The organism is Streptomyces sp. Xyl84 (assembly GCF_059731885.1).
The window spans coordinates 3,779,467-3,806,312 of sequence record NZ_AP029182.1 but is presented as its reverse complement, the minus strand read 5'-3'; the positions used below and the strand labels follow the sequence as shown (position 1 = coordinate 3,806,312).

Below are 26,846 nucleotides of genomic sequence, written 5' to 3'. Positions count from 1 at the left end.
CCGCTCCCGGGAACGGACCGGAGCCCGGCGCTTCCCGGTCAGGTTCGGGAAGCCGGGCTCACAGGCCCCGGGCTCAGCGGGAGGAGGCGGCGGTGGTGCGGGCCGGCGGTGCCGGCTCCTGCTGCACGGCGTCCGGCCGGGAGGTGCGGTGCACGCGGTGGCGGGGAGCGGTGCGGCGGGGCGGACGGGTCAGGGTGATCTGGCGCACGAGCTGCTGGAAGCAGGCCAGGGACGCCAGTCCCGGCAGGGCCGCCGCCGCCATGTCGACGAGCGTCTTGGGCGCCTGGACGACGCACAGGAGCATCGCGATCGACGAGAAGAGCAGCACCACGCACCACGAGTGGACGGCCCGCCGCCGGTGCAGCGCGGCACGCAGGACGGACAGGGACGCCACCAGCCAGGGCCCGTACACCAGCAGCGGCCACCAGGAGGCGATGCCGTCCTGCATCCGGGCGACGGCCACGAGGCGCAAGGGGTCGTAGGCGACCATGCCGCCGAAGAAGCTCACCGTGGAGGCGGTCACCGCCGCCAGTGCGCCGATGACGTGGCTCGCGGTGCGCACGCCGCTCCTGCGCCTGCGCGGACGGACCTTGCGGTGACCGCGGGAGCCACGCCGCAGGGGAGGGAGTTCCGCCGTGATTTCCTGGAGGTTCTCCAGGGGCGTGTTCGGCGCGCCGGGAGCGGCGTTCCTCGCGCTTTCCGCCGCACCCGCGCTTTCGGGGTCGGCGGCGCTTCCGCTTCTCCGGGCTCTTTCGCCCCTTTCATCCCTTTCGGTGCGTTCGGCGCGTTCGCCCGGTCCGGTTCGATCGGTTCTGCCGATTCGACCGGCTCTTCCTGGGTCCGCGTAATCCGGCGCACCGAAATGATCAGCGGGGCCCGCACGGTCCGTGAAGCCTGCATAATTCGCGGATCCTTCATGATCCGTGAAGCCTGCATGATCCGCGGACCCCGCATGGCCGGCGGAACCGGCATGGGCCGTGGAGCCCGGGTGGCCCGTCGGGTGTTCGGCGGGACGGCCGCCGGCCTGCGTCCATTCCCCCTCCACGGGAGTCCGGGGCGGCTGCCGTTCCATGGCGTCCCGGAGCATGAAGGCCAGTTCCTCGGCAGGGTCCCACGCGGAGTCCGGGGGGACCAGGGGGCCGAGGGTGCCCGAGAAGAACTGCGTCGGGGCCCTGTGGCGACCGGTTCCCCTCCGGGGGCGGGGTTCGTCGAAAACTTCCGGTTCCACATAAGGATAATCAGCGGAATAGTCCGGGCGCCGGCCGATACGTTCGTCATACATGCCGCGGCCCGGCTATTCGGGACGGGCGAAGACGGGACGGCCGTCCGAGCCGACCCACCGGCGGGCCAGGTCGGCTTCCAGCGCACTCATCGCGTCCAGGAAATCCTGTAGCAGCGACTCGGTCGCCTTCAGCGCGGCCGAGTCGCCCCTGGTCAGGTGGGGGTCGGCGGCGGCCTTCGCGTGCACGGGGCCGGGTAGGTAGGTGTAGGGACCCGGCGCCACCGCGTGCCCGGCACTCGTGTCCTCGCGCTCGCGGCCCACGAGCAGACCCAAGTACCCTTCCCTGGATGCCTTAGTCATATCCCACCTAACGCCACCCGACTTCCCCGGATGCGCGGCAAACGGGTGAAGGAATTACCCGATGAGGCCTATATTGTGCGATCGGATGCTTCATAGGTTCAGCCGACGAGATGGGCGTCGCGCGAAGGCTCCTCGGCGGCCGGGTCCCCGTCGAGCGGACGCGTATTCTTTTTGAGCACGGCGACCATGTGCCGACGGCGGCGCAATTCCTCTGTGTCGACCCGCCACATGCGGCATTGATAGGGTGGTACGAGAATGGACCCCGCGGTGCAGGCGGAAGCACACACGACCAGCATCCAAAGGGTTGCATTCCACATTATTTTTTTCTCCCTGGGCGCGGCGGCGCGACACCGGAATAACGCCCTGGAATATGCGAGGTTACGGAAGAGGAACAGAAGTCCTCGGGTGGCCCAATATGAAGCTCGTCTCCGTGCGCGGCCCCATACGACTGGTACCCGACGGGCACGGTCCCGGCCGCGCGATACGACCGGTTCCTGACCGCCACGGTCCCGGCGCGTCGCTCACCGCACCGCGGAACTCACCCGGGCCGCAGGTCGTGCGGCCTGTCCTCCGGCAGGCGATCATCGGGGCATGAACGTCACCCTGCACCTCGCCCAGGACCCCGACGCCGACGCGCTCCTGGGGCGCAGTCCGCTCGCCGCGCTGGTCGGGATGCTGCTGGACCAGCAGATCCCGATGGAGTGGGCGTTCAAGGGGCCGGCGACGATCGCCCACCGCATGGGGACCGACGACCTGGACGCGCACGAGATCGTGGCGTTCGACCCGGAGACCTTCGCCCGGCTGCTGTCGGACAAGCCGGCCGTGCACCGTTACCCGGGCTCGATGGCCAAGCGCATCCAGCAGTTGTGCCACTACCTAGTCGAGCACTACGACGGCGACCCCGAGGCCCTGTGGCGGGACGTGGAGAGCGGTCCGGAACTGCTGCGCCGGCTGGAGGAGCTGCCCGGCTTCGGCAGGCAGAAGGCGCAGATCTTCCTCGCACTGCTGGGCAAGCAGCTGGGGGTCCGGCCCGGGGGCTGGCGGGAGGCCGCCGGGCCGTACGGCGAGGAGAAGGCCTTCCGGTCGGTGGCCGACATCACCGGCCCCGAGTCGCTGGCCAAGGTGCGGGCGCACAAGCAGGAGACGAAGGCCGCCGCGAAGGCGACGAAGTCCGCCGGGAAGTGAGGCGGCGGGCCGCTCCCCGTCAGCCGGACGGCCTACAGCGGTGGCGACCGGGCCGCGCCCGGTCCAAGCATGGACCATGACCGAGCCACCGAGCAGCGGCCCCGGCGGGCCGGGCTACGACGACCGCCACGTCCACGCGAAACGTGACCCGCGCGACCCTCAGCAGCCGTACGGGACGGGGACACCGGGTCCTGGAGGACCGGAAGGCCCCGGCGGCCCGGAAGGCCCCGGCGGGCCCGGTGTCCCTGGAGGACCCGGGAGTCCCGGTGTCCCCGGAGGGCCCGGGGCTCCCGGAGGGCAGGCGGGCCGGGCCACGGCCCCGCCGTACTCCGATCCCCGGTCCGGAGGCCCGCGTTCCGAAGGCCTCCGAACCGAAGCCCCCCGTTCCGAAGGCGCCGGTCCCGAAGGCTCCAGCTACGAGCCACCGCTGGAGGGGCCCCTGCACCACCTCTCCCGTGCCGCCTGGCAGGCGGTCCTCGCCACCGGTGTGGCCGCCCTCGTCCTGGGCATCCTCGTCCTGCTGTGGCCGAGCGCCTCCCTGCTGGCCGCCGGGATCCTCTTCGGCGTCTACCTCGTGGTCAGCGGGGTGCTCCAACTGGTCTCCGCCTTCGGCACCCACAAGTCGACGGCGCTGCGCGTGCTGGCCTTCGCCAGCGGTGCCCTGTCCATCCTGCTGGGCCTGTTCTGCTTCCGCGGCGCGATGCAGTCGATCCTGCTGCTGGCCCTCTGGATCGGCATCGGCTGGCTGATCCGCGGGATCACGCAGACGCTCGCCGCGCTCCACGACCGGACGGCACCGGCCCGCGGCTGGCAGATCTTCCTCGGCATCCTCACCTTCATCGCCGGGATCGTCCTGATCGACTCGCCGCTGGCGTCGGTCGCCGTACTCACCCTCCTCGGCGGCTGGTGGCTGGTCGTGGTCGGCGTGATGGAGATCGTCACCGCCTTCCGCATCCGCGGCCACGCCCGGCACGTCCCGCGCACCGTGTGAACGACGGCGTCAACACGGCGACCACCACCTCCTCCGTGCGGGCGGTTCCACCGGCCGGTGCGATGAGGGTCGTACGTCCACCGGGGAGACAACCGTCGTGAGCACCGTGCCCGCCCGGCACCCCGAGGACCGCGCCGTACGCCGCCCCGCGCGACGTGCGGCGCGGCGGGCTGTCCGGCCGCGCGCCCGGGTCCCGGCTCGGGGACCGGTGTCCGCGCTGCCGCCGGTGGCGGCGCTGGTGCTGGGGCTGTTGCCGGGAGTGCTGCTGGTGCTGGTGCCGCTGCTCGCCCTGGGCGCGCCGGGCGGACACACGACGGCATACCCGGGCCCGGCCATCGGGACGGCACCCGTCGCGAGCCCCGGGCCCGGCACCGCCGGCACCGGGGGCGTGAGCGGAAGCGGGAGCCCGGAGGACGGCGGGGGCCGGCACCCCGGGCCGGGCCCCGGTGGCAGCGGGGGCTGGAGCGGTGCGGGCGGTCAGGGAGGGGGCGCGGCCGAGGAGGAGATCCCCTGTGCGGCCCCGGCCCCCCGGTCGGCGGTGCGCGGGGGCGGACGCGCAGGCGTGCCGCTGCGGCGCGCGCCGCTCACCGCGACGGCCGCGGGCACCGCGGCGGCTTCAGCCGCGGCGGCGGACGGCTGCCGCTCCGGCCGCGTCCGCCCCGCGCCGCCGCTCCCGCCCCACCGTCCGAACGCGCTGCGCTGCGTGGTCCTGCGCTGCTGAGCCGGCCTGGGCCCTGTCGTCAAATTCCCGCCTGCCTCGCGACGCCAGGCCCGCCCTCCGGGCGGACGACGGGTATTTGACGACAGGACCTAGGGCCGCCCCTCCGGGCGGCCCTTGCGCAGGCAGTCAGCCCGACCGGACCCGACCGTCGAGAAAGTGAAGCGCAGCCATGCCCAGCGACCCCTACGCGGTCCTGCGCGCCCTCGTGCGCGCGGAGGCCGCCCGCCGTACCCCTGTCCCCGAGCCTCCGTCCCCGCCCTCGCCACCGCCCGCGCTCTCGCCGTCGCCGTCGCCGTCGCGGGAGCCCGTCACCGGGCCGCACCGCTCCGAGCCGCCCGGCTCCGAGCAGGTCGCCTCCCACCGGGCCCGCGCCGCCACCGGCGAGCCGGAAGGCGACTGAACCCGCGGCTCCTCCTGCGGGCCGGGCGCCGAGGCGTCGGCGCCCGGCCTCACCGCCTACGGCGGGCCGTGCCGAAGAGGGAGCGGGTGATCTCCCTGCCGAGCTGAGTGCCCACCGACCGCGCCAGGGACCGGAACGCCCCGCTGTTGACCACCTGTTCGATGACCGAGGGTTCCTCCGCGGGACCCCGGTCCCGGCTCCCTGCCTGCCCCCGGTCCCGCTCCCCCGCCCCGGCCCCGGTCCCGGCCCCGGAGCGCCGCCCGGCCTCTGCGGCCTCAGCCGCCTGAGCCGCCTGAGCCGCCTGAGCCGCCGTCAGTTTCTCGTACGCCGATTCGCGGTCCACAGCCTGTGCATAACGTTCGTAGAGCGGGGACGCCCGCACCGCGCGGTCCAGACCGGGGCCGTCGACCGGGCCCATCAGGGACTCGGGCGCCCGCAGCCGGGTGACCGCGACGGGGGTCGGCGCACCGCTCTCGCTGAGCACCGTCACCACCGCCTCGCCGATGCCGAGCCCGGTCAGGACCTCCTCCAGGTCGTAGGCCGAGTCCGGGAAGGTCTTCACCGTCGCCTTCAGGGCCTTCTGGTCGTCCGGGGTGAAGGCGCGCAGGGCGTGCTGGACGCGGTTGCCGAGCTGGCCGAGGACGTCCGCGGGGACGTCCTTCGGGGTCTGGGTCACGAAGAAGACGCCGACGCCCTTGGAGCGGATGAGACGCACGGTCTGCGTGATCGACTCCAGGAACGCCTTCGAGGCGTCGTCGAAGAGCAGGTGCGCCTCGTCGAAGAAGAACACCAGCTTGGGCCTGCCCGCGTCACCGACCTCCGGCAGGTCGTGGAAGAGGTCGGCCAGCAGCCACATCAGAAAGGTCGAGAAGAGCCGCGGCCGGTCCTGCACGGCGGGCAGTTCGAGGACGGAGACGACGCCGCGGCCGTCGCCCGCCGTGCGCAGGAACTCGCTCGTGTCGAACTCCGGCTCGCCGAAGAAGTCCGCCATGCCCTGCGCCTCGAACGCGGTCAGGGACCGCAGGATCACCCCGGCGGTGGCGGTCGACAGGCCGCCGATGCCCCGCAGTTCCTGCTTCCCCTCCTCGGAGGTGAGGAAGGCGACCACCGCCCTGAGATCCTTGAGGTCGATCAGCTCCAGGCCCTTGGTGTCGGCGTAGTGGAAGATCAGGCCGAGCGACTGCTCCTGGGTCCGGTTGAGTTCGAGGACCTTGGACAGCAGGACCGGGCCGAAACTGGTGACGGTCGCGCGCAGCGGCACACCGTGTCCCACCCCGCCCAGCGCGTAGAACTCGGCGGGGAGAGAGGCCGGGGCCCACTCCTGGCGCACCTCGGCGGCCCGCGACCTGATCCGGTCGTCCGCCACGCCGGGCGCCGAGATACCGGACAGGTCGCCCTTGATGTCGGCGAGGAAGACGGGCACGCCCTGCGCCGAGAGCTGTTCGGCGACGAGCTGGAGCGTCTTGGTCTTGCCGGTGCCGGTGGCGCCGGCGACCAGCCCGTGGCGGTTGAGCATCGCCAGCGGTATGCGGATCCGCGCGCCGGGCAGACAGTGGCCGTCCTGGACGAGGGCTCCCAGTTCGAGGACGGGACCGGTGAAGGCGTAGCCGGAGGCGATCTGCCGGGCGCCGGGCGGGAGCGCCGGGTCGTTCCCCGCTGTCCCCGGCGCGGTCTCGCTGTCGCTCATCTCAAGCCCCTGTTCAGCCCCTGTTCCCGATTCGCCCGGTTTGCCGCGGCATTTCCAGCGTGGCACTGCGCTGCCGAGGCTGCGCCCGGAAGCCCCGGGCCGGTAGGCTTTCCGTGTGATCTTCAAGCGCATCGGAAACGGCCGGCCGTACCCCGACCACGGCCGGGAGAGCACCCGGCAGTGGGCGGACGTCGCGCCGCGCCCGGTCCGCCTCGATCAGCTCGTGACGACCAAACAGCAGCTCGACCTGGAAACCCTGCTGGCGGAGGACTCGACCTTCTACGGCGACCTCTTCGCGCACGTCGTGAAGTGGCAGGGCGACCTCTACCTGGAGGACGGCCTGCACCGCGCGGTGCGGGCGGCGCTGCAGCAGCGTCAGGTGCTGCACGCGCGCGTACTCGAGCTGGGCTGAGCCGAGCACCCGCCCCGGGCTCGACAGGCCGCGCGCGCCGGGCCGTACGCCCGCGCGGGCCGGTCCGGGCTTCCCGGCGGGCAGAGCCGGGCGGACAGGCCGGTCCGCCCCCCCAGAAGCACCAGGCAGAACCCGCGGACGGGCGGATCCGCCCCGCCGTCGCGGCCTGACGGGTAACGGTTCGGACCTGTAACGGCTTGGACCTTTCGGGTTCTACTGGGCGATATCCAATGATCATCTAGTAGGAATCGCCGCCCCGGCGCACTACGCTGCGCCCATGAGCATGCTGACTCCCCCCGGCATGGGCGGGAAGTACCGGATCACGGGGAACAAGTACCCGCGGATGCGCCGGCCCCGGCGGCACGGCAGGCTCGTGTTCGTGGCCGCCGCCTCCGTCGTCGTCCTGGGGGTGACCGGCTGGGGCACGCTGCAGCTCATCGACGTCTTCACCGGGAGCGACACCAAGGCCTCGGCGGCCGGCACCAGGACGCACTGCGCGACCGGTGCCGCGGCCCGGTCCGGTCCCTCCCCTGCGGCCTCCGCCCGGACGCTGCCCAAGCCGGGCGCGATCACGGTCAACGTCCTCAACGCCACGCCGCGCGGCGGGCTGGCCAAGCAGACCGCGGACGAGCTGAAGAAGCGCGGCTTCCGTATCGGTCACGTGGGCAACGCGACCAAGGAGTTCGACAAGAAGGTCAAGGGTGCCGGGCTGCTGCTCGGTCCCGCGTCGGCCCGCGACACCTCGCTGCCCGTGCTCGCCACCCAGCTCCCGGGGGCCGGGAGCCGTACCGACACCCGCAAGGGCACCGACCTCGACCTGATCATCGGCGACGGGTTCAAGCAGCTGGCGTCGCAGCCGGCGGCCGAGAAGGCACTGGCCGCCCTGGCCGCCCCGCGGACCGCGGCCGGCACCCCGCAGAAGGGGTGCTGAGGCGGGCGGGCGGCTGCCCGCCCGTGCCCCGGCCGCCGGTTACTCGGCCGCCCCGTACATCCGGTCGCCCGCGTCGCCCAGGCCCGGGATGATGTAGCCCTGCTCGTTCAGGTGTTCGTCGACCGACGCGGTCACGACCGTCACCGGCGTGCCCGCGAGGTCGCGTTCCATGACCGCGACGCCCTCGGGGGCGGCCAGCAGCACCACCGCCGTCACGTCGTCGGCGCCGCGCTTGATCAGCTCCTGGATCGCCGCGACCAGCGTGCCCCCGGTGGCGAGCATCGGGTCGAGGACGTACACCTGACGGCCGGAGAGGTCCTCCGGCATGCGCGTGGCGTACGTCGAGGCCTGCAGCGTCTCCTCGTTGCGGATCATGCCCAGGAAGCCCACCTCGGCGGTCGGCAGCAGCCGCACCATGCCGTCCAGCATGCCGAGTCCGGCGCGCAGGATCGGCACCACCAGCGGGCGCGGGTGGGAGAGCTTGACGCCGGTGGTCTGCGCGACCGGCGTGGAGATGTCGACCTGCTCGGTCCGCACGTCCCGCGTCGCCTCGTAGGCGAGCAGGGTGACCAGCTCGTCGGCGAGCCGGCGGAAGGTCGCGGAGTCGGTGCGCCGGTCGCGCAGCGTGGTGAGCTTGTGGGCGACCAGGGGGTGGTCGACGACGTGGAGACGCATGTGCCAACAGTAACCGGGCGGCGGCACCCGCCCGCCCGCCACCGTCCTCGCGCCGGCGGCCGCCGCACCGGCCCGGTCCCGCGCCGCCGTGGCATCAAACCCGCCGTCCGGGGGAAGGCGGGAGGGACGGACTGGGGTGGTGGACCGATGCCTGACCGGCGATCCCGCAAGCATCCGTCACCGGGCGAGCGGCCCGGGGGGACGGACGAGACGGAGACCACGGCTGCCGCGGCGACCGCGAGGGCCGCGGCCGACGCGGCGGGCGGGAGCGGCCGGGAGCAGGGCGGCCCCCGGCGCACCGGCACCCGCCGGGACACCGGCTCCCGCACCGGCCCAGGCATCGGCCCCGACGCGGGCACCGGCTCGGACCAGGACCCGGACGGGGAGCGCCGTCGGCGCCGGGCCCAGTTCCTGCGCGATCTCGCCGAGGCCCGTGAACTGCGCGACCGCGTCCAGCCCCGGCGGGCCAAGGCCGCCCGCCTGCGGCACGCGATGCGCATGCGCACGTTCCGCTGGTAGACCGCGCGGACCGGCGGCCCCGGGCCGCACCGGACGGCGCCTGGAGGACCGCGGAACACACCGGGGAGGCGGGGAAGAAAGGAAAGGCGCGCCGACGTTCCGAGGTGGGCCTGCGTGGCCGTGGGCCAAAGCCGCGTACGATCCGCAGGTGGCGGCAACGAGTGCGCTGGTGAGTCCTTTACCGACGAGCCGCAAAACTGCCGGACACAGGGAGCCGAAGACGTCCCCTGAGCGCCTTGTTTCTGCCACGATTCCGAGTGGGTGGGGCTCGGAGCCCAGCTCTTCCCGCCCAGAACCTCCGCCGGGGGGACCCCCAACCGGCACGCCTATGACCAGTGGGAGAGTCACGGTGTACTTCGCCGCACTGCTCGCGCGCACCGAAGACGGGTGGGAAGCGAGCGACACGGAGCTCGACGATGTGGAGACGCTGTCCGACCTGGCCGACCTGGCCCGGGAGGCCTCGGCCGAGGACGACACCGTGCTCGTCCTCATCGAACAGGAGGACGCGTGGTTCGGCGTCGTCCGCGTGGACGGCGAGGACGACCCTCGCATCTACGTCTCGGACGCCGCCGCGGCGGCCCGCAGTTCGTACGGGGAGATCCTGCTCACCGACGAACTGCTCGGCCGCGAGCCCGGTGACGACGCCGATCTCGACGCCCTGGACCTCGACGGCACGGAGGACGGCGAGCCCTCCTCCGCCGGGGACGACGACGAGGAGGAGGAGTCCGGTGCCGCCGAGGCCATCACGCACAGCCCGCTGGGCGACGGCGAGATCCTCGACGACCTGGGCATCAGCGAGAAGGAGCTGCGCGCCCTGGACGCGGACGACGCGCTGAGCGCGATCGCCGAGGTCCTGGGCGCCGCGGAGGTGCTGGAGACCGTCCGCTGACCCCGCACCCGACCGACGACACGACCCGCCCGGCCGGGCCGCACCGCCCGGCGGGCGCGCCGGGCTGCCCCGACGCGGCGGGGCCGGGAAGGGACGGCGGTGCCGGCGACCCCGTCCGCGACCGCTGGCGGGACGCGATGCGGCTCGCCCTGGAACAGGCAGGGCTGGCCGTCCGGGGCGGGGACGTGCCGGTCGGCGCCGTCGTGCTGTCGGGCGACGGCAGGACCGTGCTCGGCGCCGGGCACAACGAGCGGGAGGCGACGGGTGATCCGACCGCGCACGCGGAGGTCCTCGCCATCCGGCGGGCCGCCGAGCGGGTGGGGCAGTGGCGGCTGTCCGGCTGCACCCTGGTGGTGACGCTGGAGCCGTGCACGATGTGCGCGGGGGCCGCCGTCCTCTCCCGCGTCGACCGGATCGTCTACGGCGCCCGTGACGAGAAGGCGGGCGCCGCGGGCTCGCTGTGGGACGTCGTACGCGACCGGCGGCTCAACCACCGGCCCGAGGTGATCGAGGGCGTGCTCGCCGAGGACTGCGCCGCGGCCCTCACCGCCTTCTTCCGCGCCCGCTGACCCCCGCCGTCCCGTCTTCCTCCCCCACCCGCAGGGCGGCCCGGGAACGGATTTCGGACCACGGCCCCCGGTGTTGTAGGGTCTCTCTCGGTAGCGTGTCCGAGCGGCCGAAGGAGCTCGCCTCGAAAGCGAGTGTGGCGCAAGTCACCGAGGGTTCAAATCCCTCCGCTACCGCTTGTGAAGGGCCCCGTCCACCGGACGGGGCCCTTCGTGCGATCATCATGCGATCATCTACAGCGATCGACCGCGCTCGGCTCGCAGCGCTCGACGACGGGGGAGCCGGCGCCAGGGGCAACCAGCGACAGGGGGAGACCGCGATGGCGGTGAACGCCAAGAAGATCGTCGTCTACGTGCTCGTGGTCTTCGTGCTGTACGTGATCATCACCGACCCGGCCAAGGCCGCCGACTACGTCCAGATAGGCTTCGAGGGCATATCCAACGCTGCCAAGGCCATCGGCGACTTCATGACGTGGGCCGCGAACGGAGGAAAGTGATGATCCGCCACCTGGTCCTCTTCAAGCTCAACGAGGGCGTGGAGCGCGACGATCCGCGCGTCGTGGAGGGAGTCCGGGCATTCAGGGCCCTGGGCGGCCAGATCGACGACCTGCGCTTCTGGGAGTGCGGCTGGAACATCAGCGACCGGCCCATCGCCCACGACTTCGCGATCAACTCGGCGGTCGAGGACACGGACGCCCTGAAGCGGTACCTGGAGCACCCGGCCCACCAGGCGGGCGTGGCCCTGTGGCGGGAGTTCGCCACCTGGGTGATCGCGGACTACGAGTTCTAGCCGTACGGCCGTACGGCCGCATACCCGGCCCCGTACCGGAACGGTGCGGGGCTTTGTCGTCTCTCGAAGCGCCTTGATCGCTTGTTCATCCCTCAACACGTGCATATGCGGTGCTTGAACACTTAGCGCCTGTCTTGTGATGCTATGACCGCTTTTGACGGATGAGTTGATCGACGAAGAGGTGGCGTTGACCGTGTCGGCCAGTACTGCGCCACCCCAGGAGGACGCTCCCGTTCAGACCCCGGACCGGACCCAGACCCCGACCCCGCCGCAGAGCCAGGCGCAGAGCCGCCCCCAGCCCCAGAGCCCGGACTCCGCCCCGGTCCCCGCCGCCGCCCCCGAGAAGCGGCGCGGCGCCGACACCCGGGCCCTCACGCAGGTGCTCTTCACCCAGCTGAAGGAGCTGGAGCCCGGCAGCCCCGAGTACGCCCGCGTGCGCGGGGCGCTCATCGAGGCGAACCTCCCGCTGGTGCGCTACGCCGCCGCCCGCTTCCGCTCCCGCAACGAGCCGATGGAGGACGTCGTCCAGGTCGGCACCATCGGGCTCATCAACGCCATCGACCGCTTCGACCCCGACCGGGGCGTGCAGTTCCCCACCTTCGCCATGCCCACGGTCGTCGGGGAGATCAAGCGGTACTTCCGCGACAACGTCCGCACCGTCCACGTCCCGCGCCGGCTGCACGAGCTGTGGGTGCAGGTCAACAGCGCCACGGAGGACCTGACGACCGCCTTCGGGCGCTCCCCCTCGACCGCCGAGATCGCCGAGCGGCTGCGCATCGGCGAGGACGAGGTGCTGTCCTGCATCGAGGCCGGACGGTCGTACCACGCGACCTCCCTGGAGGCCGCCCAGGAGGGCGACGGGCTGCCCGGGCTGCTCGACCGGCTCGGCTACGAGGACCCGGCGCTCGACGGCGTCGAGCACCGCGACCTGGTCCGCCATCTCCTGGTCCAGCTCCCCGAACGCGAACAGAGAATCCTGCTGCTGCGCTACTACAGCAATCTCACCCAGTCGCAGATCAGTGCGGAACTCGGCGTCTCCCAGATGCACGTCTCGCGGCTACTCGCGCGTAGCTTCCAGCGGCTGCGATCCGCAAACAGGATCGAGGCGTAACCGTCACGAGCGAATCGCTCACCAGGGCCGATCCCGGCGACTTGGGCCCGAAAGGGCGTCAGACCCCTTTCCGCCAGGGCTGATTCGCGTATCCGATGTCGACATGTCACTACAGCGTGTTGCCGACATGTGACATTCTGCGGGAAGCGCGTTTGCCGGGGCTTCGGCTCCGGTATTCAGGTGAAGGCTGAGTTCTCCTCGTCAGAGAACGCGGCCACGACCGTCCCGCGACCCAGAGGGGGTGGCATGTCCGCAGAACAGGGCAGCTCCGAGGTGCTGATGCTCACCAAGAGCGAGGCGCCTTCCCCGGCGCTCGAGCCGATCGACGCCCTCGACGACGTGGCGGCCCTCCCGGCCGTCCCGGCTCCGGCCCCGCCGTCCGAGGCCTCGGAAGCCATCGACACCCGCACCCTGTCCCGCTCCCTGTTCCTGCGGCTCGCCGTGCTCGACGAGAACAGCCCCGAGCGTGCCTACGTCCGGGACACCCTGATCGAGCTGAACCTCCCGCTGGTGCGCTACGCCGCCGCCCGCTTCCGCTCGCGCAACGAGCCGATGGAGGACATCGTCCAGGTCGGCACCATCGGACTGATCAAGGCGATCGACCGCTTCGACTGCGAACGCGGCGTGGAGTTCCCGACCTTCGCGATGCCGACGGTGGTCGGTGAGATCAAGCGCTTCTTCCGGGACACCTCGTGGTCGGTGCGGGTCCCCCGGCGGCTGCAGGAGCTGCGGCTGGCGCTGACGAAGGCCAGCGACGAGCTGTCGCAGCGGCTGGACCGGTCGCCGACCGTCGGTGAACTCGCCGCGGTCCTCGGGGTGTCGGAGGAGGACGTCGTCGACGGCCTCGCCGTGGGCAACGCGTACACGGCCTCCTCGCTCGACTCCCCGGCCCCCGAGGACGACGGCGGCGAGGGATCGCTCGCCGACCGCCTCGGCTACGAGGACACGGCGCTGGAGGGCGTGGAGTACCGCGAGTCGCTCAAGCCGCTGCTCGCCAAGCTGCCGCCCCGCGAGCGCCGGATCATCATGCTGCGCTTCTTCGCCAACATGACGCAGTCGCAGATCGGCGAGGAGGTCGGCATCTCGCAGATGCACGTCTCCCGGCTGCTGACGCGGACCCTGGCCCAGCTCCGCGACGGACTCATCTCCGACTGAGCCGGACCACCCCCGGCGCGCCGACGGCCGCCGAGGCGCCCGCACGGCGCTTCGGCGGCCGTCGTGCTGCCCTGCCGCGTCCCCGGCGCGGCCCGGCGCCCTTTTCCCTGCCGCGGCCCCGCTCGGACCGCTTCCGTGCCCGCCGGGACCGCTCCGTGTCCGCCCGGACCGTTGCCGTGCCCGCGCGGACCGCTTCCGTTCCTACTTGAACGCGAGCCAGGCGACGGCCGCGACGACGATCACGGCGACGACGACACCGACGATCAGGCCGACCCGCGGACCGGCGGGCGCCGCCTGCTGCTGCGTCGCCTGGGGAGCGGCCTCGTCGACGAACGCGCGGAACATCTGGGTGCTGCCGGCGGGGTCGTGGTTGCCCTGGGGGCCCTGGGTGTTAGCCATGGCCCGAGACCCTAGCGAAAGCGGCCGCCCCTGCCCAAGTGGGGGCCCGGTTCTCGCTGTTGCGGCAGGCGCGGCCGAGGCGCCGGCACCGCCCGGACGGCCGGTTTGCCCCGCCCTGGACGGAAGGGTGCGCCCCGTCGGCCACCGCACCCCGCGCCACCTGCATATTTACATCCGCAATACTTGCCTTTGCCAAGTTTTTGCGTCGCGAGACCCCGATTTGTTTGCCTGCAGCAACCAATCGAACCTATGGTTGCCCCAAGCAACGATTACGGGAGGTGCGATGGCCGAGCGGGCGCAGTACGAGGAGCTTGCGCGTCAGCTCAGCGCCGTCGGCGCCGTGAAACGGGACCTGGGACGGATCCTGCCGTCCGACTGCCCGGCCGGCTCCGCCGCCGTGCTGACCCTGCTGGGGCGTCACGGCGAGATGCGCATGAGCAAGCTCGCCGAGCTGCTCGCCGTGGACCTGTCGGTGACCAGCCGGCACGTCGCGCACGTCGCCGCCCGCGGCTGGATCGACCGGCTGCCCGACCCGGCGGACAAGCGCTCGCGCATCCTGCGCCTGACGCCCGCGGGTCTGGACCGGCTCGACGACCTGTCCCGGCGGACCACGCACCTGCTCGCGGAGCGGCTGAGCGACTGGACCGACGACGAGGTCGGCCAGCTGATCGGGCTGATGACCCGGCTGCGCGCCAGTTTCGGCGACTGCCGGTCCGCCCCGGTCCGGCTCCCCGGGCCCGTACTCGAAGAGACCACCCGTACACCCGCAAGCACGTAAGTAAAGGAAGCCCATGGCAACGACCACACCAGCCGGTGTGCGGGCTCACGCCAAGCACGGGGGCGCCTCCCCGGACGGCGCTCCGATGTCGCACCGGCAGATCATGGAGGCGCTCTCCGGGCTGCTGCTCGGCATGTTCGTGGCGATCCTGTCGTCCACGATCGTCTCCAACGCCCTGCCGAAGATCATCGGAGACCTCGGCGGCGGCCAGTCGGCCTACACCTGGGTGGTCACCGCCGCCCTGCTGTCGATGACCGCCTCCACTCCCCTGTGGGGCAAGCTCGCCGACCTGTACAGCAAGAAGGCGCTCGTCCAGATAGCCCTGATCATCTACGTCGTGGCGTCGATGGCGGCCGGGCTCTCGCAGAACCCCGGCATGCTGATCGTCTGCCGCGTGGTCCAGGGCGTCGGCGTCGGCGGCCTGTCCGCCCTGGCGCAGATCGTCATGGCCGCGATGATCTCCCCGCGCGAGCGTGGCCGCTACTCCGGTTACCTCGGTGCCACCTTCGCCGTCGCCACCGTCGGCGGCCCGCTGCTCGGCGGTGTCATCACCGACACCTCCTGGCTGGGCTGGCGCTGGTGCTTCTACGTCGGCGTGCCCTTCGCGATCCTCGCCCTGATCGTCCTCCAGAAGACCCTGCACCTGCCCGTCGTCAAGCGGGACGTGAAGGTCGACTGGGCCGGCGCGACCATGATCGCCGCGGCCGTCTCGCTGCTGCTGATCTGGGTCACCTTCGCCGGTGACAAGTACGACTGGCTGTCCTGGCAGACCGCCGTCATGGTCGGCGGTTCGATCGTCCTCGGCCTGCTGTTCGTACTGATCGAGTCCAAGGCCGCCGAGCCGATCATCCCGCTGCGGCTGTTCCGCAACCGCACGATCACGCTGGCGTCGCTCGCCTCGCTCTTCGTCGGTGTCGCGATGTTCACCGGCACGGTCTTCTTCAGCCAGTACTTCCAGCTGGCCCGGGGCAAGACCCCGACCATGTCCGGTGTGCTGACCATCCCGATGATCGGTGGCCTGTTCGTCTCCTCCACCGTCTCCGGCCAGTTCATCACCCGCACCGGCCGCTGGAAGGCATGGCTGGTCAGCGGTGGCGTGCTGGTGACGGCGGGCCTCGGCCTGCTGGGCACCATCCGGTACGACACTGCGTACTGGAAGATGGCGATCTTCATGGCCCTGCTGGGGCTCGGCATCGGCATGATGATGCAGAACCTGGTGCTGTGCACGCAGAACCAGGTCGACCCGAGCGACCTCGGCTCGGCCAGCTCCACGGTCACCTTCTTCCGCTCGCTGGGCGGCGCGGTGGGCGTCTCCGCGCTCGGCGCGGTCCTGGCCCACCGGATCACCGACTACGTCAAGGACGGCCTGGCCGGACTCGACCCGAAGTACCAGGCCGCCATGGGCGGCTCGTCCACCGGCACCATCCCGGACGTCGCCAAGCTCCCGGCGCCGCTGCGCACGGTCATCGAGAGCGCCTACGGGCACGGCATCGCCGACATCTTCCTGATCGCCGGCTGCATGGCCGCCATCGCCTTCCTGATCACGCTGTTCATCAAGGAGGTCCCGCTGCGCACCCGGGGCGGTCTCGCGCAGGCCGCCGAGGGCGAGCCGGCCCCGGTCGACCCGGTGGCGGCCCCGGCCGTCGCCGAGGCGCAGGAGCAGGCCGCCGTCCCGGCCGCCGACCAGTTCTCGGCCCCGGCCGAGGACAAGGTGCCCGCCTGGGCGTCGGCCGCCTCAACCACGGCGCCCGGCCCGGAGGGCGCCCAGCGCCTCGCGGCCGTCGCCACGGCGGCCCCGAAGACCCCGGCCGCCGGCGCGGGCGGCGGGATCCCGGTGCGCGGTTTCGTCCGGGGCGCCGAGGGCGCGCCGGTGCCGCAGGCCGCGGTCACACTGATCTCGCTGGCGGGCCGCCAGCTCGGCCGCTCGGTCGCGCAGGGCGACGGCGGCTACACGGTGGACGCGCCCGGCGCGGGCTCCTACGTCCTGATCGCCTCCGCCGACGGCTTCCAGCCGCAGGCGTCCACGATCGTCGTGAACGGCGAGCCGGTGGCGTACGACATCCTGCTCAGCGGCACCAGCGGGCTGAGCGGTGTGGTGCGGGGTGCGGAGACCACCCTGCCGGTCAAGGACGCCATGGTGATCGTCACCGACGTGCGCGGCGACCTGCTGGCCACCGGGACCACCGGCGAGAACGGCGAGTTCTCCTTCGCCGAGCTGGTGCCGGGTGTGGTGACCGTCGCGGTGAACGCCGCCGGTTACCGGCCGCGGGCCCTGCCCGTCGAGGTGGGCGGCACGGGTGTCACCCGCATCGAGGTCGACCTCGACTCCGGAGCCCAGCTCCAGGGGGTCGTCCGGGCGCCGCACGGTCCGCTCGCCGACGCCCGCGTGACGCTGGTCGACGCGGCGGGCAACGTGGTCGGTACCGCCACCACCGGTACGGACGGCGCGTACGCCTTCACCGACCTCAACAGCGGCGAGTACACCGTCATCGCGACGGGCTACCCGCCGGTGGCGACGGCCCTGACGGTCTCCGGCCGCGGCGTCGACGACCACGACATCGAACTCGCCCACCCCGGCGAGTAGTCCGACCCCGGCCCGTGGCGGGGCGCGCTCCCAGCGGAGGCGCCCCTGCCACGGGCCGATCGCTTACCGACCATTTTGTCAGGCTTTTCAGGGAGAAAAACGGGATGGGACTGACCGCGAGGATCCGCACCCGGGACGGATGGGCCGTGTCGCACGCGGTCGTCACGGTGACCGACATGACGGGCACGCAGGTGCTGCGCGCCGAGGCCGACCACGAGGGCGCCGTACGGGACACCACCGAACTGGCCCCCGGCGCCTACACCGTCATCGTCACGGCGGTCGGGTACGCGCCCGCCGCCTCCAGCGCGATCGTCACCGCGAGCGGCCGGGCCGAGGCGGGCACGGTGACACTCGCCCGCCAGGGCGGCACCGAACTGCCCCCGCCGGGACCGTGGACCATCGACCCGGCGCACTCCTCCGTCGCCGCCGTCGCACAGCACCTGGGCATCTCCAGCGTGCACGGCCGGTTCACCGAGTTCGGCGGCACCATCGAGATCGCCCCGGACGACGTCACCAAGTCCCGGGTCCGGGCCGTCATCCGGGCCGGCTCCATCGACACCGGCAACGCGATGCGCGACGGCCACCTGAAGTCCGCCGACTTCCTCGACGCGGAGCAGTACCCGGAGATCACCTACCGTTCCACCGCCGTGACCGTCGCCGGCCCGGACCGCTGGACGGTCGGCGGCGAACTGACCATGCACGGCGTCGTCCGCCCGGTCGACCTCGACCTCGCCTACCTCGGCACCGGCGCCGACCCCTGGGGCGGCACCCGCGCCGCCTTCCGCGCCACCACCGAACTACGCCGCGAGGACTTCGCGATGAACTACAACCAGGTCCTCCAGGCCGGCATCGCCGCCATCGGCACCACCCTCAAGGTCGAACTCGACATCCAGGCCGTCCAGGGCGAATCGCTGCCCACGGCCTGACGGCCGCCGCCGTCCCGCGGTCCGCGCCCGCCGCCCGTCCTCACGTGGCCTTCTTCGTGTCGACGATGCGGCGGGCCAGGTCGCGCAGCTTGACGTTCTCCCGCTGCGAGGCACGCACGAGGCTGTCGAAGGCCTCCGCCGCGTCGATGTCCAGGCGCTCCATGAGGATGCCGGTGGCCTGGCCGATCAGGTCGCGGGTGCGCATGGCCTCGGTGAGCTGCTCGCGCACGGTCGCCGAGTCCAGCGCCAGGCTCACGTGCGCGGTGAACAGCCGGCCCACGCGGGTCGCCGCCTCGTCGAAGGCGCGCGGCTTCCCGGAGTAGGCGGTGAGCACGGTCAGCCGCCGCTTCTCGGCGCGCAGCCGCAGCGCGAGCGCCGAGCGCAGGCCCGCGCCGGCCAGGGCCGCGCAGCCGTCCTCGGTCTCGCTGTCGGTCACCCGGACCACCGGCGCGTGCCACAGCCCGTCCCAGTACGGCGCCGGCTCCGGGGTGTGCTCGCGGCCGTCGCCGTGCGGGGCGCCGACCTCGCGTACGGCGTCGTCGCTCCAGGCGACGGTCCGGCGCGCTCCGCCGCGCTCGGTCACCGCGATGTCGGCGTGCTCGGCGCCCGGCAGCAGGTGCACGGCGAGCCGGACGGCGGCGCGCATGGTGCTGTGCGGGCTGTCCGTGTCGTGCAGTCGCTGAGCCGCCACCGTCAGGGCTTCGGGCAGCTCGATGTCCCCCGGGAAAAGGGGCAAATCAGAAAAGTCGGACGCAGGCACCACGAACCTCTTCGGCATGCACGGCACCACGGCCATGCGCAGGAGAGCTCCGCAGCACATTCCCGACTGCGAGCACAGGACGAACAGAACCTTATCTCGTCCTTCCAGGTGTCTTACGCCTGGGGTTGACCGGCCCCGGCCTCTGGGAACGGGCGCCCGGCGGTGGTGGAATGGAGGACGACGGGTCAGGAAACGGCCCCGCCCGGCGTCCGCCTCGCGGACCGGCCCGGACCGGACGGATGTCTGCCTACTTGCTGGTGATTGCCATGACCCACTTCCCGAGCCCGTGCCGGGTGCGTGACACGCCCGCCCGCGCGCTGCTCGTCCTGCCGGCGGAGATCGACCTGTCCAACGCCCCCGCGCTCTGCGCCCGGGTGCTCTCCTTCGCGGCCGCCCGCGCCGCACGGCTGCGCCTGCTGGTCCTGGACCTCACGCACACCGACTTCATGGACTCCCAGGGCGCCCGTCTCGTGCTCGACGTGCGGGGCCGGCTGTCCCCGCGCGTCCGGCTCCGGGTGGCGGCCCTCCCGTACGGCATCCCCAGCCGTGTCCTGGAGGTGACCGGCGTGCGCCGGGACGTGCCCGTGTACGACGACGCCGAGCAGGCGCTGCGGCTCTGAGCGGGGCGACGCCGTGCGGGTGAGGCCGTACGGGAGTGAGGCCGGGCGGGGTGACTCGGGGCGGGGCTCGGCGCGGGCCGGGTGAGCCGCCCGGTGGTAGGCACGACGGGGACACCCGCCGTACCGCCGCCGGCCTCCCGCGGCGCCTAGGCTGCCCGTATGGCACCCAGCATCGCGACCAACACCCGCGTCTCGCGCGAGGAACTCCTGGACTTCGTACGCCCCCGCCACCGCGCCCTGCTGCTGACCCGGCGCGCCGACGGCGGCCCGCAGGCCTCCCCGCTGACCTGCGGGGTGGACGACTCGGGGCGGATCGTCGTCTCCACCTACCCGGAGCGGGCCAAGACTCGCAACGCCAAGCGGGACCCGCGGGTGACCCTCGTCGTGCTCAGCGACGAGTGGAACGGCCCGTGGGTGCAGATCGACGGCACGGCCGAGGTCATCGACGCCCCGGACTCCGTCGAACCGCTCGTGGAGTACTACCGCAACATCGCCGGCGAACACCCCGACTGGGACGAGTACCGGCAGGCGATGGCCGACCAGGGGAAGTCGATCATCCGCGTCACGCCGCAACGGTGGGGGCCGGTCGCCACCGGCGGCTTCCCGGCGCGCCTGGCGCCCGGGGAGCGGTAGCGGGCCGCGCTCAGCCCCGGGCGACCATGGCCTCGATGCCCGCGATCAGCAGGTCCAGGGCGAAGGTGAAGTCGCGGTCGAGCATCTCGGCGACCGTGGCACCGCCGCGGGCGTCCATGATCTCCTTGGACTGCCGCAGGAAGTCGGCGGCCGGCTCGTGCTCCAGCGCCGAGCGCATCGCCTGCCCGTAGTAGTCGTCCGGGCTCAGGCCGCTGTCCGCGATCCGGGACAGGAACTGGCCCTCGATCGTGCCGTACCCGTAGACGAACTGGAAGACGGCCGAGATGGCGCTCGTCACCCGGTGCGCGGGCAGCCCGGCGCGGCGGATGACGCGCTGCACCGTTTGGGAGAAGGCCAGGTGGTTCGGACCGATGTTGAGGTAGCGGCCGGCCAGCGGGGACAGCCAGGGGTGGCGCACCAGCTGGGCGCGGTAGGCGGCGGCGAGCCCGCGCAGCTCCTCGCGCCAGTCGGTGTCCGCGTCCGGCGCGGGCAGCGGGAACCCGGCGAAGGCGGCGTCGAGGGCGAGTTCGAGGAGGTCGTCCTTGGTGTCGACGTACCAGTACACGGACATCGCGGTGACGTTCAGCTCGGCGGCGAGCCGGCGCATGGAGAATTTGGCCAGCCCCTCCGCGTCCAGCAGCCGCACCGTGGCCTCGGTGATCCGGTCCCGGTCGAGACCGGACGGCTGCCCGCCCCCGCGTCCGCCCCGGCGTTCCCTGCCCGCCAGCCAGACACTGGTCCGGGCCGCGCCCTTGGCCCCGGCTGCCTTCACCATGGCGCACCTTCCTCAGTTCTCCCGACGCCGGTCATGCTAGAGCGTGTCCTTGGCGTCCCCGACGGGCCCGGTGTCCCCGGTGCTCCCGGCGGGCTCCGCCGCCCCGCCCGCCGGCACGGTCGCGCCGGTTCCGGGCCCCGCTCCGCCGGCCGGGGCGGCCGCCACCTGCGAGTCTGCCCGCTCGGCCCGGCGCAGCAACGCGGCGGCCAGCAGGCCGCCGAGCAGCACCGCGACCGCCCCGGCCAGCTGGCTGGCCGACAGCCCCGACGAGTAGGCATCCAGGACCCTGTCCCTCTCGGCCGGACCGCGCGCCGAGGCCAGCGCCGCGGGCAGGGACGTCGCGGCCACCGGGACCAGCGCCGCGAAGCGCGAGGTGAGCACCGCCCCCAGCACGGCCACGCCCAGCCCGTTGCCGAACTCCGCCAGCGTGCCGTTGACCCCCGCGCCGACCCCGGCCTTGGCCGGCGGGATCGCGCTCATGATGGCGTGCGCCATGGCCGGGCCGGCGACGGCGGTGCCGGCGCCGATCAGCAGCAGGCCCAGGAGCGTCCCGGCGTACCCGTGTCCGGCGAGGGTGGCGATCGACACCAGGCCGCCGGACAGCAGCACCATGCCGAGCAGGATCGACACCGGCGTCCCGAGCTTCACCGTGCCCTTGGCCGCGAGTCCCGAGAAGTTGAGGACCACGACCGTGAGGGCGAGGGGCGCGGTGCGCAGGCCGGCCTCCAGCGGGCCGTAGCCGAGCACGAACTGCAGGTGCTGGGTGAGCAGGAACAGCGACCCGCCCATGCCGAAGGCGATCAGCACCGCCCCGGAGACCGCCCCCGTGAAGCGGCGGTCCCGGAAGAAGTGCATGTCGAGCATGGGGTACGGGATCCGGCTCTCGTAGAGCGCGAAGGCGGCCAGCACCACGAGCGCCACGGCCGCGGTCACCAGCACCCGCGCCGACGTCCAGCCGTGCGCCGGGCCGGAGATGATCGCGTAGACCAGCGCGGCCATGCCGACCGTGGACAGCAGCGCGCCGAGCAGGTCGGGACGGTCGCCCCGCGGGCTTCTGGACTCCGGGACGAGGACGACGACCGCGGCCAGGGCCAGCGCCGCGACCGGCAGGTTGACCAGGAAGATCGCACCCCACCAGAAGTGGTCGAGCATGAACCCGCCGATCAGCGGGCCGGTGGCGAAGCCGAGGGCGCTGACCGCGCTCCAGATGCCGATGGCCTTGGGGTGCTCGTCCGGCGTGAAGATCTGCATCACGACGGCGAGCGTGGTGGTCAGCAGCAGCGCGCCGCCGACGCCCATGCCCGCGCGGGCGGCGATCAGCTGAGCGGTGGAGTGGGCGAGCCCGGCGGCCAGCGAGCCGACGCCGAACAGGGCCAGACCGGCGATCAGCATCTTCTTGCGGCCGTAGCGGTCGGCGGCGCTGCCCGCCGTCAGCAGCAGTCCCGACTGCACGAGCGAGTACGCGTTGATCATCCACTGGATGTCGGAGGTCGCCGCGTGCAGTTCGCGGGTGAGGGAGGGGATCGCCACGTTCAGCACGGTGTTGTCGAGCAGCACGGTGAGCTGCGCGAGACAGATGACGCCCAGGATCAGCCAGCGCTGGGGGTGACCCTGGGGCTGCGGCCGAGTCGGGGACCCGGGGTGGGCCGGGGAGGCGGTTGTCATGCCATACAGCGTAGAACCGTTCCCATACGCTGTACAAGCACATTGCGGCCGGGTGCGCCGACAGGGGCGGCGGCCGCTCTCCGGCCACCGCCCCTGCCTCCGTGCTCTGCCGCGGATCACTCTCCGGCGGAGCGCTCCGGACGCTCCCGCGGCGCTCCGCACGGACGTCAGCCGGTGCTGGTCCGCCGGGTCAGGTCGTAGAAGGTGGCCGAACCGGCCGTGACCTTCTTGAAGTTCTTCTCGACCCACGAGGTGATCCGGGAGGCGGTACCGCTGCCGCCCATGCCCCCGCCCATGCCGCCACCGGCGATGAAGTAGTGGATCCTGCCCTCGGTCACGTACCGCTGGAACTGGGCCAGGGTCGGGGACGGGTCGGTGCCGTTGAAGCCGCCGATCGCCATGACCGGGTCACCGGTGGCCAGCTGGTAGCTGGCGGCGTTCTGCGAGCCGATGGACGCGGCGGCCCAGGTGTACGCCGAGGCGTTCTTCTCCAGCAGCTCCTTGGCCGCCGAGGAGACCCGCGCCCCGTCGAGCAGGCCGCCCATGCCGCCGCCCGCACGCCCGCCTTCGCCCGTCCCGGCGCCACCGGGGAAGCCGTTGCCAGGGAGGCCGTTGCCGGGGAAGCCGTTGCCGTTCTGCCCGCCCTGGCCGTTCTGGCCGTTCTGGCCGGGCATGCCGCCTCCGCCGGGGAAACCGCCGGTGCCGCCCCCCGGGAAGCCGTTGCCGTTCTGCTGGTTCTGGCCGCCCTGGCCGTTCTGCTGGTTCTGCCCCGGCATGCCGCCGCCGAAGCCGCCGCGCATGCCGCCACCACCGGGACCGCCGCCCCGGCCGCCGAAGCCCCGCATGCCCGCGCCCGCCGGGCCGGCGGTCGGGATGGAACCGGTGTGCGCCGAGTCCACCGTGCTCAGCGTGTACGCCGTCGGACCGGCGAGGCAGGCCAGCACGCCCGCGGCCGCCACGGCGGCGGACGGCCGCCTGCCGATCCGGGACACGAAGACCAGGCCGAGGGCCGCGGCCAGGCCGCCGACCAGGACCAGCCACCTGAGCCAGGGCAGGTAGGAGGGCGTGCGGTGGAGCAGGACGTACCCCCACGCGGCGGTCGCCGTGACGGCCGCCGCCAGGGCGATCCGGACCCAGAGCCTGGACCGCTCCCGCCACAGGGCCATCACGCCCATGCCCGTCACGGCGGCGATGCAGGGCGCGAGGGCGACCGTGTAGTACTGGTGGAAGATGCCGGCCATGTAACTGAAGACGGCCGCGGTCGTCAGCAGCGAGCCGCCCCAGGCCAGGAAGGCGCCGCGGGTGGGGTCGGTGCGCCGGGCCCGGCCGGCCAGGACGAGACCGGCGATCAGCAGGATCAGCGCGGCCGGCAGCAGCCAGGAGATCTGGCCGCCGATCTCGGAGTTGAACAGCCGGTCCCAGCCGGTCTCGCCCCACTGGCCGCCCCCCCGGCCCCCGCCCGGTCCGCCACCGCCGCCGACGCTGCCGGTCTCGTCCCCGTTGATCCGGCCGAGGCCGTTGTAGCCGAAGGTCAGCTCCAGGAAGCTGTTGTTCTGCGAGCCGCCGATGTAGGGCCGGGAGGAGGCGGGCCACAGCTCCACGACCGCCACCCACCAGCCGCCGGAGACGACGATCGCCGCCGTCGCGAGCGCGAGCTGGGCCAGCCGCCTGCGCAGCGCCACGGGCGCGCAGACCCCGTAGACGACAGCCAGCGGGGGCAGGATCAGGAAGGCCTGGAGCGTCTTGGCCAGGAAGGCGAAGCCGACCGCGACGCCCGCCCAGAGCAGCCACTTGGTGCGTCCGTCCTCCAGGGCGCGGACCACGAAGTGCACGGTGAGCGCCATCAGCAGCGCGAGCAGCGCGTCCGGGTTGTTGAAGCGGAACATCAGCGCCGCCACCGGGGTGAGCGCGAGCACCGCGCCCGCGATCAGTCCGGCCGCGGGGCCGGACCGGCGGCGCACGCAGGCGTGGACCACGGCGACCGTGCCCACGCCCATCAGCACTTCGGGGACGAGGATCGCCCACGAGCTGAGCCCGAACAGCCGCACCGACAGCGCCATCGGCCACAGCGCGGCGGGCGGCTTGTCCACGGTGATGGCGTTGCCCGCGTCCAGCGAACCGAAGAAGAACGCCTTCCAGGAGACGCTGCCCGCCTGCACGGCCGCCGAGTAGAAGGAGTTGGCGTACCCGGACGCGCTCAGGTCGTAGAGGTAGAGCAGGGCGGTGGCGAGCAGCAGGGCGAGCAGGGCGGGGCGGGCCCAGCGCGGGTCCTGCGGCCTGCCCCGCCACAGGCGGCGCGCGAAGGGCTGCCGCGGCCCGGCGCCGGGGGCGCTGCCGTCGCTGCCGGCCGGCGGGGCGGGGGCCTCGGCCGTCGCGAGGGCGCCGGGCGGGGCGGCGGCCGGGGGTGCTGCGGGGAGCGTGCCCGGGGGTGCGGTCGCGGGCTCGGTGGGTGAATCGGTGGGCGGTGCGGTCGGGGGCGGGCCCCAGGAGGACGGTCCCGTGCCCGCCTGCCGGCTGCCGCGGTCGTGTTCGGTGGTCATCGGGGGTCCTTCGGGTCGGTGTCGTACGAGGCCGGGTGCGCACCGGCGTGCGGATGCGCGTACGGCTGCGGGTGCGACGGCGCGTGTGCTTGCGGGTGCCGCTGCGGGAGGGGCGGTTGCGGCCGCGCCGGGGCATGCGGTGCCCGCCGCGGGTCCGGGTGCGCGGGCACCGGGAGCAGCCGCCCGGCCGGGTCGGCGGCCGCGCCGGTGGGCGTACCGGCCGCTGCGCCGGCGGGCACAGGGGCCGGGGAGCCGGCAGGCGTGTGCGTGGGGGCGCCGGCAGGCGTGGCCGCGGGCGCGTCGCGCCGGTCGGGGAACACCCAGGCGCGGAAGAGCAGGAAGCGCAGGACGGTCGCCGCGAGGTTGGCCGCCACCAGGACCGCCAGCTCGGTGGAGTGCGCGGGCGAGCTGGTGGCCGCGTTCAGCGCGGCCAGGGAGCCGCTGGTCAGTGCGAGACCGATGGCGAAGACGACCAGGCCCTGCGCCTGGTGGCGCACCGCGCCGCCCGGCCCGCGCACGCCGAACGTCAGCCGCCGGTTGGCCGCGGTGTTGGCGACCGCCGAGACCAGCAGGGCGAGCGCGTTGGCGGTCTGGGAGCCGGTGAACTGCCGGAAGAGGCTGTAGAGCAGCAGGTAGAAGAGTGTGGACAGGACGCCGACGACACAGAACCCGACCAGTTGCCTGGCCAGTCCCCCGGGCACGTCCTGGATGTCACGGTCGCGCGGGTCGTCCCCGAAGGGCCGGGCGAGCCGGTCCAGCGGCAGCGAACCGGTGGCGAGGGCCTTGCCGACCCGCCACACGCCCTTCAGGTCCTCGGTCGCCGTCCTGACGATGTGCACGGTGGAGTCGGGGTCGTCGACCCAGTCGACCGGCACCTCGTGGATGCGCAGGCCGGCCCGTTCGGCGAGCACGAGCATCTCGGTGTCGAAGAACCACCCGGTGTCCTCCACCAGCGGCAGCAGCACCTGGGCGACGTCACGGCGGATCGCCTTGAAGCCGCACTGCGCGTCGGAGAAGCGGGCCTGGAGCGAGCCGCGCAGGATCAGGTTGTAGGAGCGGGAGATGAACTCGCGCTTGGCGCCGCGCACCACCCGTGAACTGCGGGCGAGCCGCGAGCCGATGGCCAGGTCGGAGTGGCCGGAGATCAGCGGCGCCACCAGCGGCAGCAGCGCGTTGAGGTCGGTGGACAGGTCCACGTCCATGTAGGCGAGGACCGGCGCCTCGGAGGCCGACCACACGGCCCGCAGCGCGCGGCCGCGGCCCTTCTGTTCGAGCCGGACGCTGCTGACCCCGGCCAGTTCCGCGGCCAGTCCCGCCGCCACCCGCGGGGTGCTGTCGGTGGAGGCGTTGTCGGCGACGGTGATGCGGAAGGCGTACGGGAAGGTGCGGGTGAGGTGCTCGTGCAGGCGGAGCACACAGGGCCGGAGGTCCTTCTCCTCGTTGTAGACGGGGATCACTACGTCCAGGACAGGCGTACCGGCGTCCGTGGCGGGGAGGTGCTCCCGAGCCGGGAGGGTACCGGGAGAAGAGTCGGTTCGCATGGCAGCGACTC

At 73.0% G+C, this 26,846-nt stretch carries 26 protein-coding genes, 1 tRNA gene and 2 pseudogenes; 19 read left to right on the top strand and 10 right to left on the bottom strand.

The window, feature by feature from the left end:
• Nucleotides 1-133: 133 nt before the first annotated feature.
• Both AC6I72_RS16530 and AC6I72_RS16525 read right to left on the bottom strand, forming a co-directional pair.
• Nucleotides 134-664, bottom strand: a pseudogene (locus AC6I72_RS16530) (DUF2637 domain-containing protein); the annotation flags it as partial.
• 630 nt (nucleotides 665-1,294) lie between these two features.
• Nucleotides 1,295-1,555 carry a hypothetical protein gene (locus AC6I72_RS16525; RefSeq protein ID WP_498001607.1) on the bottom strand — a complete coding sequence of 87 codons (261 nt, stop codon included), beginning with the start codon at nucleotides 1,553-1,555 and terminating at the stop codon, nucleotides 1,295-1,297.
• Nucleotides 1,556-2,173: 618 nt separating this feature from the next.
• Between AC6I72_RS16525 and AC6I72_RS16520 the strand changes: the two genes are divergently transcribed.
• The 4 genes and pseudogenes from AC6I72_RS16520 (at nucleotide 2,174) to AC6I72_RS16505 (ending at nucleotide 4,879) form a co-directional block, all read left to right on the top strand.
• Nucleotides 2,174-2,767, top strand: coding sequence for an HhH-GPD-type base excision DNA repair protein (locus tag AC6I72_RS16520; RefSeq protein WP_498001606.1), 594 nt, complete (start codon nucleotides 2,174-2,176; stop codon nucleotides 2,765-2,767).
• 418 nt (nucleotides 2,768-3,185) lie between these two features.
• A pseudogene (locus AC6I72_RS16515) lies at nucleotides 3,186-3,758 on the top strand (HdeD family acid-resistance protein); the annotation flags it as partial.
• Between the two features lie 97 nt (nucleotides 3,759-3,855).
• The gene (locus AC6I72_RS16510; RefSeq protein WP_498001604.1) at nucleotides 3,856-4,479 is read left to right on the top strand and encodes a hypothetical protein; all 624 of its coding nucleotides are present in this window, start codon (nucleotides 3,856-3,858) and stop codon (nucleotides 4,477-4,479) included.
• A gap of 169 nt (nucleotides 4,480-4,648) precedes the next feature.
• Nucleotides 4,649-4,879, top strand: coding sequence for a hypothetical protein (locus tag AC6I72_RS16505; RefSeq protein ID WP_498001602.1), 231 nt, complete (start codon nucleotides 4,649-4,651; stop codon nucleotides 4,877-4,879).
• Nucleotides 4,880-4,928: 49 nt separating this feature from the next.
• Here AC6I72_RS16505 and AC6I72_RS16500 read toward each other — a convergent pair whose 3' ends face one another.
• Entirely contained in the window at nucleotides 4,929-6,566 is a 1,638-nt protein-coding gene (locus tag AC6I72_RS16500) for a helicase HerA-like domain-containing protein (RefSeq protein WP_498001601.1), read from the bottom strand.
• A gap of 115 nt (nucleotides 6,567-6,681) precedes the next feature.
• Here AC6I72_RS16500 and AC6I72_RS16495 point away from each other — a divergent pair, with 115 nt between their 5' ends.
• Entirely contained in the window at nucleotides 6,682-6,978 is a 297-nt protein-coding gene (locus AC6I72_RS16495; protein ID WP_003986294.1) for a type II toxin-antitoxin system VapB family antitoxin, read from the top strand.
• Between the two features lie 301 nt (nucleotides 6,979-7,279).
• Complete coding sequence (locus AC6I72_RS16490; RefSeq protein WP_498004713.1) at nucleotides 7,280-7,909, top strand: LytR C-terminal domain-containing protein; 630 nt, start codon at nucleotides 7,280-7,282, stop codon at nucleotides 7,907-7,909.
• A gap of 39 nt (nucleotides 7,910-7,948) precedes the next feature.
• On the opposite strand, the gene upp is transcribed toward AC6I72_RS16490, so the two are convergent.
• Entirely contained in the window at nucleotides 7,949-8,584 is a 636-nt protein-coding gene (upp, locus tag AC6I72_RS16485; RefSeq protein WP_037862716.1) for a uracil phosphoribosyltransferase, read from the bottom strand.
• Between the two features lie 339 nt (nucleotides 8,585-8,923).
• Here upp and AC6I72_RS16480 point away from each other — a divergent pair, with 339 nt between their 5' ends.
• The 8 genes from AC6I72_RS16480 to AC6I72_RS16445 all read left to right on the top strand — a co-directional run bounded on the left by AC6I72_RS16480 (nucleotide 8,924) and on the right by AC6I72_RS16445 (nucleotide 13,614).
• Complete coding sequence (locus AC6I72_RS16480) at nucleotides 8,924-9,103, top strand: hypothetical protein (RefSeq protein WP_498004712.1); 180 nt, start codon at nucleotides 8,924-8,926, stop codon at nucleotides 9,101-9,103.
• A gap of 349 nt (nucleotides 9,104-9,452) precedes the next feature.
• A complete protein-coding gene (locus tag AC6I72_RS16475) occupies nucleotides 9,453-9,992 on the top strand; it encodes a tRNA adenosine deaminase-associated protein (protein WP_498004711.1) in 540 nt (179 codons plus the stop codon).
• Between the two features lie 137 nt (nucleotides 9,993-10,129).
• On the top strand, nucleotides 10,130-10,561 hold the full coding sequence (gene tadA, locus AC6I72_RS16470; RefSeq protein ID WP_498001598.1) for a tRNA adenosine(34) deaminase TadA: 432 nt from the start codon (nucleotides 10,130-10,132) through the stop codon (nucleotides 10,559-10,561).
• Between the two features lie 89 nt (nucleotides 10,562-10,650).
• Nucleotides 10,651-10,735, top strand: a tRNA-Ser gene (locus tag AC6I72_RS16465).
• 47 nt (nucleotides 10,736-10,782) lie between these two features.
• Complete coding sequence (locus tag AC6I72_RS16460) at nucleotides 10,783-11,055, top strand: hypothetical protein (protein WP_199811694.1); 273 nt, start codon at nucleotides 10,783-10,785, stop codon at nucleotides 11,053-11,055.
• Nucleotides 11,055-11,348, top strand: coding sequence for a Dabb family protein (locus AC6I72_RS16455; RefSeq protein WP_498001596.1), 294 nt, complete (start codon nucleotides 11,055-11,057; stop codon nucleotides 11,346-11,348). Before AC6I72_RS16460 ends, AC6I72_RS16455 begins: the two co-directional genes overlap by 1 nt.
• Before the next feature lie 193 nt (nucleotides 11,349-11,541).
• Nucleotides 11,542-12,459, top strand: a complete 918-nt coding sequence (locus AC6I72_RS16450; protein WP_498001595.1) for an RNA polymerase sigma factor SigF — start codon at nucleotides 11,542-11,544, stop codon at nucleotides 12,457-12,459.
• A 246-nt stretch (nucleotides 12,460-12,705) separates the two neighbouring features.
• Nucleotides 12,706-13,614 (top strand): RNA polymerase sigma factor SigF, encoded by a 909-nt coding sequence (locus AC6I72_RS16445; RefSeq protein WP_498001594.1) that lies wholly within the window; start codon nucleotides 12,706-12,708, stop codon nucleotides 13,612-13,614.
• Nucleotides 13,615-13,815: 201 nt separating this feature from the next.
• On the opposite strand, the gene AC6I72_RS16440 is transcribed toward AC6I72_RS16445, so the two are convergent.
• Nucleotides 13,816-14,013, bottom strand: coding sequence for a hypothetical protein (locus tag AC6I72_RS16440; protein ID WP_037862704.1), 198 nt, complete (start codon nucleotides 14,011-14,013; stop codon nucleotides 13,816-13,818).
• Nucleotides 14,014-14,296: 283 nt separating this feature from the next.
• On the opposite strand from AC6I72_RS16440, the gene AC6I72_RS16435 reads away from it, so the two are divergent.
• The 3 genes from AC6I72_RS16435 to AC6I72_RS16425 all read left to right on the top strand — a co-directional run bounded on the left by AC6I72_RS16435 (nucleotide 14,297) and on the right by AC6I72_RS16425 (nucleotide 18,301).
• The gene (locus AC6I72_RS16435; protein ID WP_498001593.1) at nucleotides 14,297-14,791 is read left to right on the top strand and encodes a MarR family winged helix-turn-helix transcriptional regulator; all 495 of its coding nucleotides are present in this window, start codon (nucleotides 14,297-14,299) and stop codon (nucleotides 14,789-14,791) included.
• 85 nt (nucleotides 14,792-14,876) lie between these two features.
• On the top strand, nucleotides 14,877-17,375 hold the full coding sequence (locus AC6I72_RS16430) for an MFS transporter (protein ID WP_498004710.1): 2,499 nt from the start codon (nucleotides 14,877-14,879) through the stop codon (nucleotides 17,373-17,375).
• A 104-nt stretch (nucleotides 17,376-17,479) separates the two neighbouring features.
• On the top strand, nucleotides 17,480-18,301 hold the full coding sequence (locus tag AC6I72_RS16425; RefSeq protein ID WP_498001592.1) for a YceI family protein: 822 nt from the start codon (nucleotides 17,480-17,482) through the stop codon (nucleotides 18,299-18,301).
• 40 nt (nucleotides 18,302-18,341) lie between these two features.
• Here the strand turns inward: AC6I72_RS16425 and AC6I72_RS16420 are convergent, their stop codons facing one another.
• Complete coding sequence (locus AC6I72_RS16420; protein WP_498001590.1) at nucleotides 18,342-19,079, bottom strand: GAF and ANTAR domain-containing protein; 738 nt, start codon at nucleotides 19,077-19,079, stop codon at nucleotides 18,342-18,344.
• Nucleotides 19,080-19,327: 248 nt separating this feature from the next.
• On the opposite strand from AC6I72_RS16420, the gene AC6I72_RS16415 reads away from it, so the two are divergent.
• Together AC6I72_RS16415 and AC6I72_RS16410 are read left to right on the top strand one after the other, a co-directional pair.
• Nucleotides 19,328-19,681: an STAS domain-containing protein gene (locus AC6I72_RS16415; protein ID WP_498001589.1), complete on the top strand. Its 354-nt coding sequence runs from the start codon at nucleotides 19,328-19,330 to the stop codon at nucleotides 19,679-19,681.
• 159 nt (nucleotides 19,682-19,840) lie between these two features.
• On the top strand, nucleotides 19,841-20,314 hold the full coding sequence (locus AC6I72_RS16410) for a PPOX class F420-dependent oxidoreductase (RefSeq protein WP_498001588.1): 474 nt from the start codon (nucleotides 19,841-19,843) through the stop codon (nucleotides 20,312-20,314).
• Nucleotides 20,315-20,324: 10 nt separating this feature from the next.
• Here AC6I72_RS16410 and AC6I72_RS16405 read toward each other — a convergent pair whose 3' ends face one another.
• The 4 genes from AC6I72_RS16405 to AC6I72_RS16390 all read right to left on the bottom strand — a co-directional run bounded on the left by AC6I72_RS16405 (nucleotide 20,325) and on the right by AC6I72_RS16390 (nucleotide 26,835).
• Nucleotides 20,325-21,089, bottom strand: a complete 765-nt coding sequence (locus AC6I72_RS16405; RefSeq protein ID WP_498001586.1) for a TetR/AcrR family transcriptional regulator — start codon at nucleotides 21,087-21,089, stop codon at nucleotides 20,325-20,327.
• A 36-nt stretch (nucleotides 21,090-21,125) separates the two neighbouring features.
• The gene (locus AC6I72_RS16400) at nucleotides 21,126-22,754 is read right to left on the bottom strand and encodes an MFS transporter (protein ID WP_498001585.1); all 1,629 of its coding nucleotides are present in this window, start codon (nucleotides 22,752-22,754) and stop codon (nucleotides 21,126-21,128) included.
• Between the two features lie 167 nt (nucleotides 22,755-22,921).
• A complete protein-coding gene (locus AC6I72_RS16395; RefSeq protein ID WP_498001584.1) occupies nucleotides 22,922-25,294 on the bottom strand; it encodes an ArnT family glycosyltransferase in 2,373 nt (790 codons plus the stop codon).
• The gene (locus tag AC6I72_RS16390; RefSeq protein WP_498001583.1) at nucleotides 25,291-26,835 is read right to left on the bottom strand and encodes a bifunctional glycosyltransferase family 2/GtrA family protein; all 1,545 of its coding nucleotides are present in this window, start codon (nucleotides 26,833-26,835) and stop codon (nucleotides 25,291-25,293) included. Before AC6I72_RS16390 ends, AC6I72_RS16395 begins: the two co-directional genes overlap by 4 nt.
• Between the last annotated feature and the right edge of the window lie 11 nt (nucleotides 26,836-26,846).

Coding starts and splice junctions, on each gene's coding strand:
- AC6I72_RS16430 (WP_498004710.1), top strand. CDS start 14,877: ATGTCGCACCGGCAGATCATGGAGGCGCTCTCCGGGCTGCTGCTCGGC.
- AC6I72_RS16520 (WP_498001606.1), top strand. CDS start 2,174: ATGAACGTCACCCTGCACCTCGCCCAGGACCCCGACGCCGACGCGCTC.
- AC6I72_RS16395 (WP_498001584.1), bottom strand. CDS start 25,294: ATGACCACCGAACACGACCGCGGCAGCCGGCAGGCGGGCACGGGACCG.
- AC6I72_RS16435 (WP_498001593.1), top strand. CDS start 14,297: ATGGCCGAGCGGGCGCAGTACGAGGAGCTTGCGCGTCAGCTCAGCGCC.
- AC6I72_RS16455 (WP_498001596.1), top strand. CDS start 11,055: ATGATCCGCCACCTGGTCCTCTTCAAGCTCAACGAGGGCGTGGAGCGC.
- AC6I72_RS16445 (WP_498001594.1), top strand. CDS start 12,706: ATGTCCGCAGAACAGGGCAGCTCCGAGGTGCTGATGCTCACCAAGAGC.
- AC6I72_RS16405 (WP_498001586.1), bottom strand. CDS start 21,089: ATGGTGAAGGCAGCCGGGGCCAAGGGCGCGGCCCGGACCAGTGTCTGG.
- AC6I72_RS16440 (WP_037862704.1), bottom strand. CDS start 14,013: ATGGCTAACACCCAGGGCCCCCAGGGCAACCACGACCCCGCCGGCAGC.
- upp (WP_037862716.1), bottom strand. CDS start 8,584: ATGCGTCTCCACGTCGTCGACCACCCCCTGGTCGCCCACAAGCTCACC.
- AC6I72_RS16460 (WP_199811694.1), top strand. CDS start 10,783: ATGCGATCATCTACAGCGATCGACCGCGCTCGGCTCGCAGCGCTCGAC.
- AC6I72_RS16500 (WP_498001601.1), bottom strand. CDS start 6,566: ATGAGCGACAGCGAGACCGCGCCGGGGACAGCGGGGAACGACCCGGCG.
- AC6I72_RS16505 (WP_498001602.1), top strand. CDS start 4,649: ATGCCCAGCGACCCCTACGCGGTCCTGCGCGCCCTCGTGCGCGCGGAG.
- tadA (WP_498001598.1), top strand. CDS start 10,130: ATGCGGCTCGCCCTGGAACAGGCAGGGCTGGCCGTCCGGGGCGGGGAC.
- AC6I72_RS16390 (WP_498001583.1), bottom strand. CDS start 26,835: ATGCGAACCGACTCTTCTCCCGGTACCCTCCCGGCTCGGGAGCACCTC.
- AC6I72_RS16410 (WP_498001588.1), top strand. CDS start 19,841: ATGGCACCCAGCATCGCGACCAACACCCGCGTCTCGCGCGAGGAACTC.
- AC6I72_RS16415 (WP_498001589.1), top strand. CDS start 19,328: ATGACCCACTTCCCGAGCCCGTGCCGGGTGCGTGACACGCCCGCCCGC.
- AC6I72_RS16420 (WP_498001590.1), bottom strand. CDS start 19,079: ATGCCGAAGAGGTTCGTGGTGCCTGCGTCCGACTTTTCTGATTTGCCC.
- AC6I72_RS16400 (WP_498001585.1), bottom strand. CDS start 22,754: ATGACAACCGCCTCCCCGGCCCACCCCGGGTCCCCGACTCGGCCGCAG.
- AC6I72_RS16425 (WP_498001592.1), top strand. CDS start 17,480: ATGGGACTGACCGCGAGGATCCGCACCCGGGACGGATGGGCCGTGTCG.
- AC6I72_RS16490 (WP_498004713.1), top strand. CDS start 7,280: ATGGGCGGGAAGTACCGGATCACGGGGAACAAGTACCCGCGGATGCGC.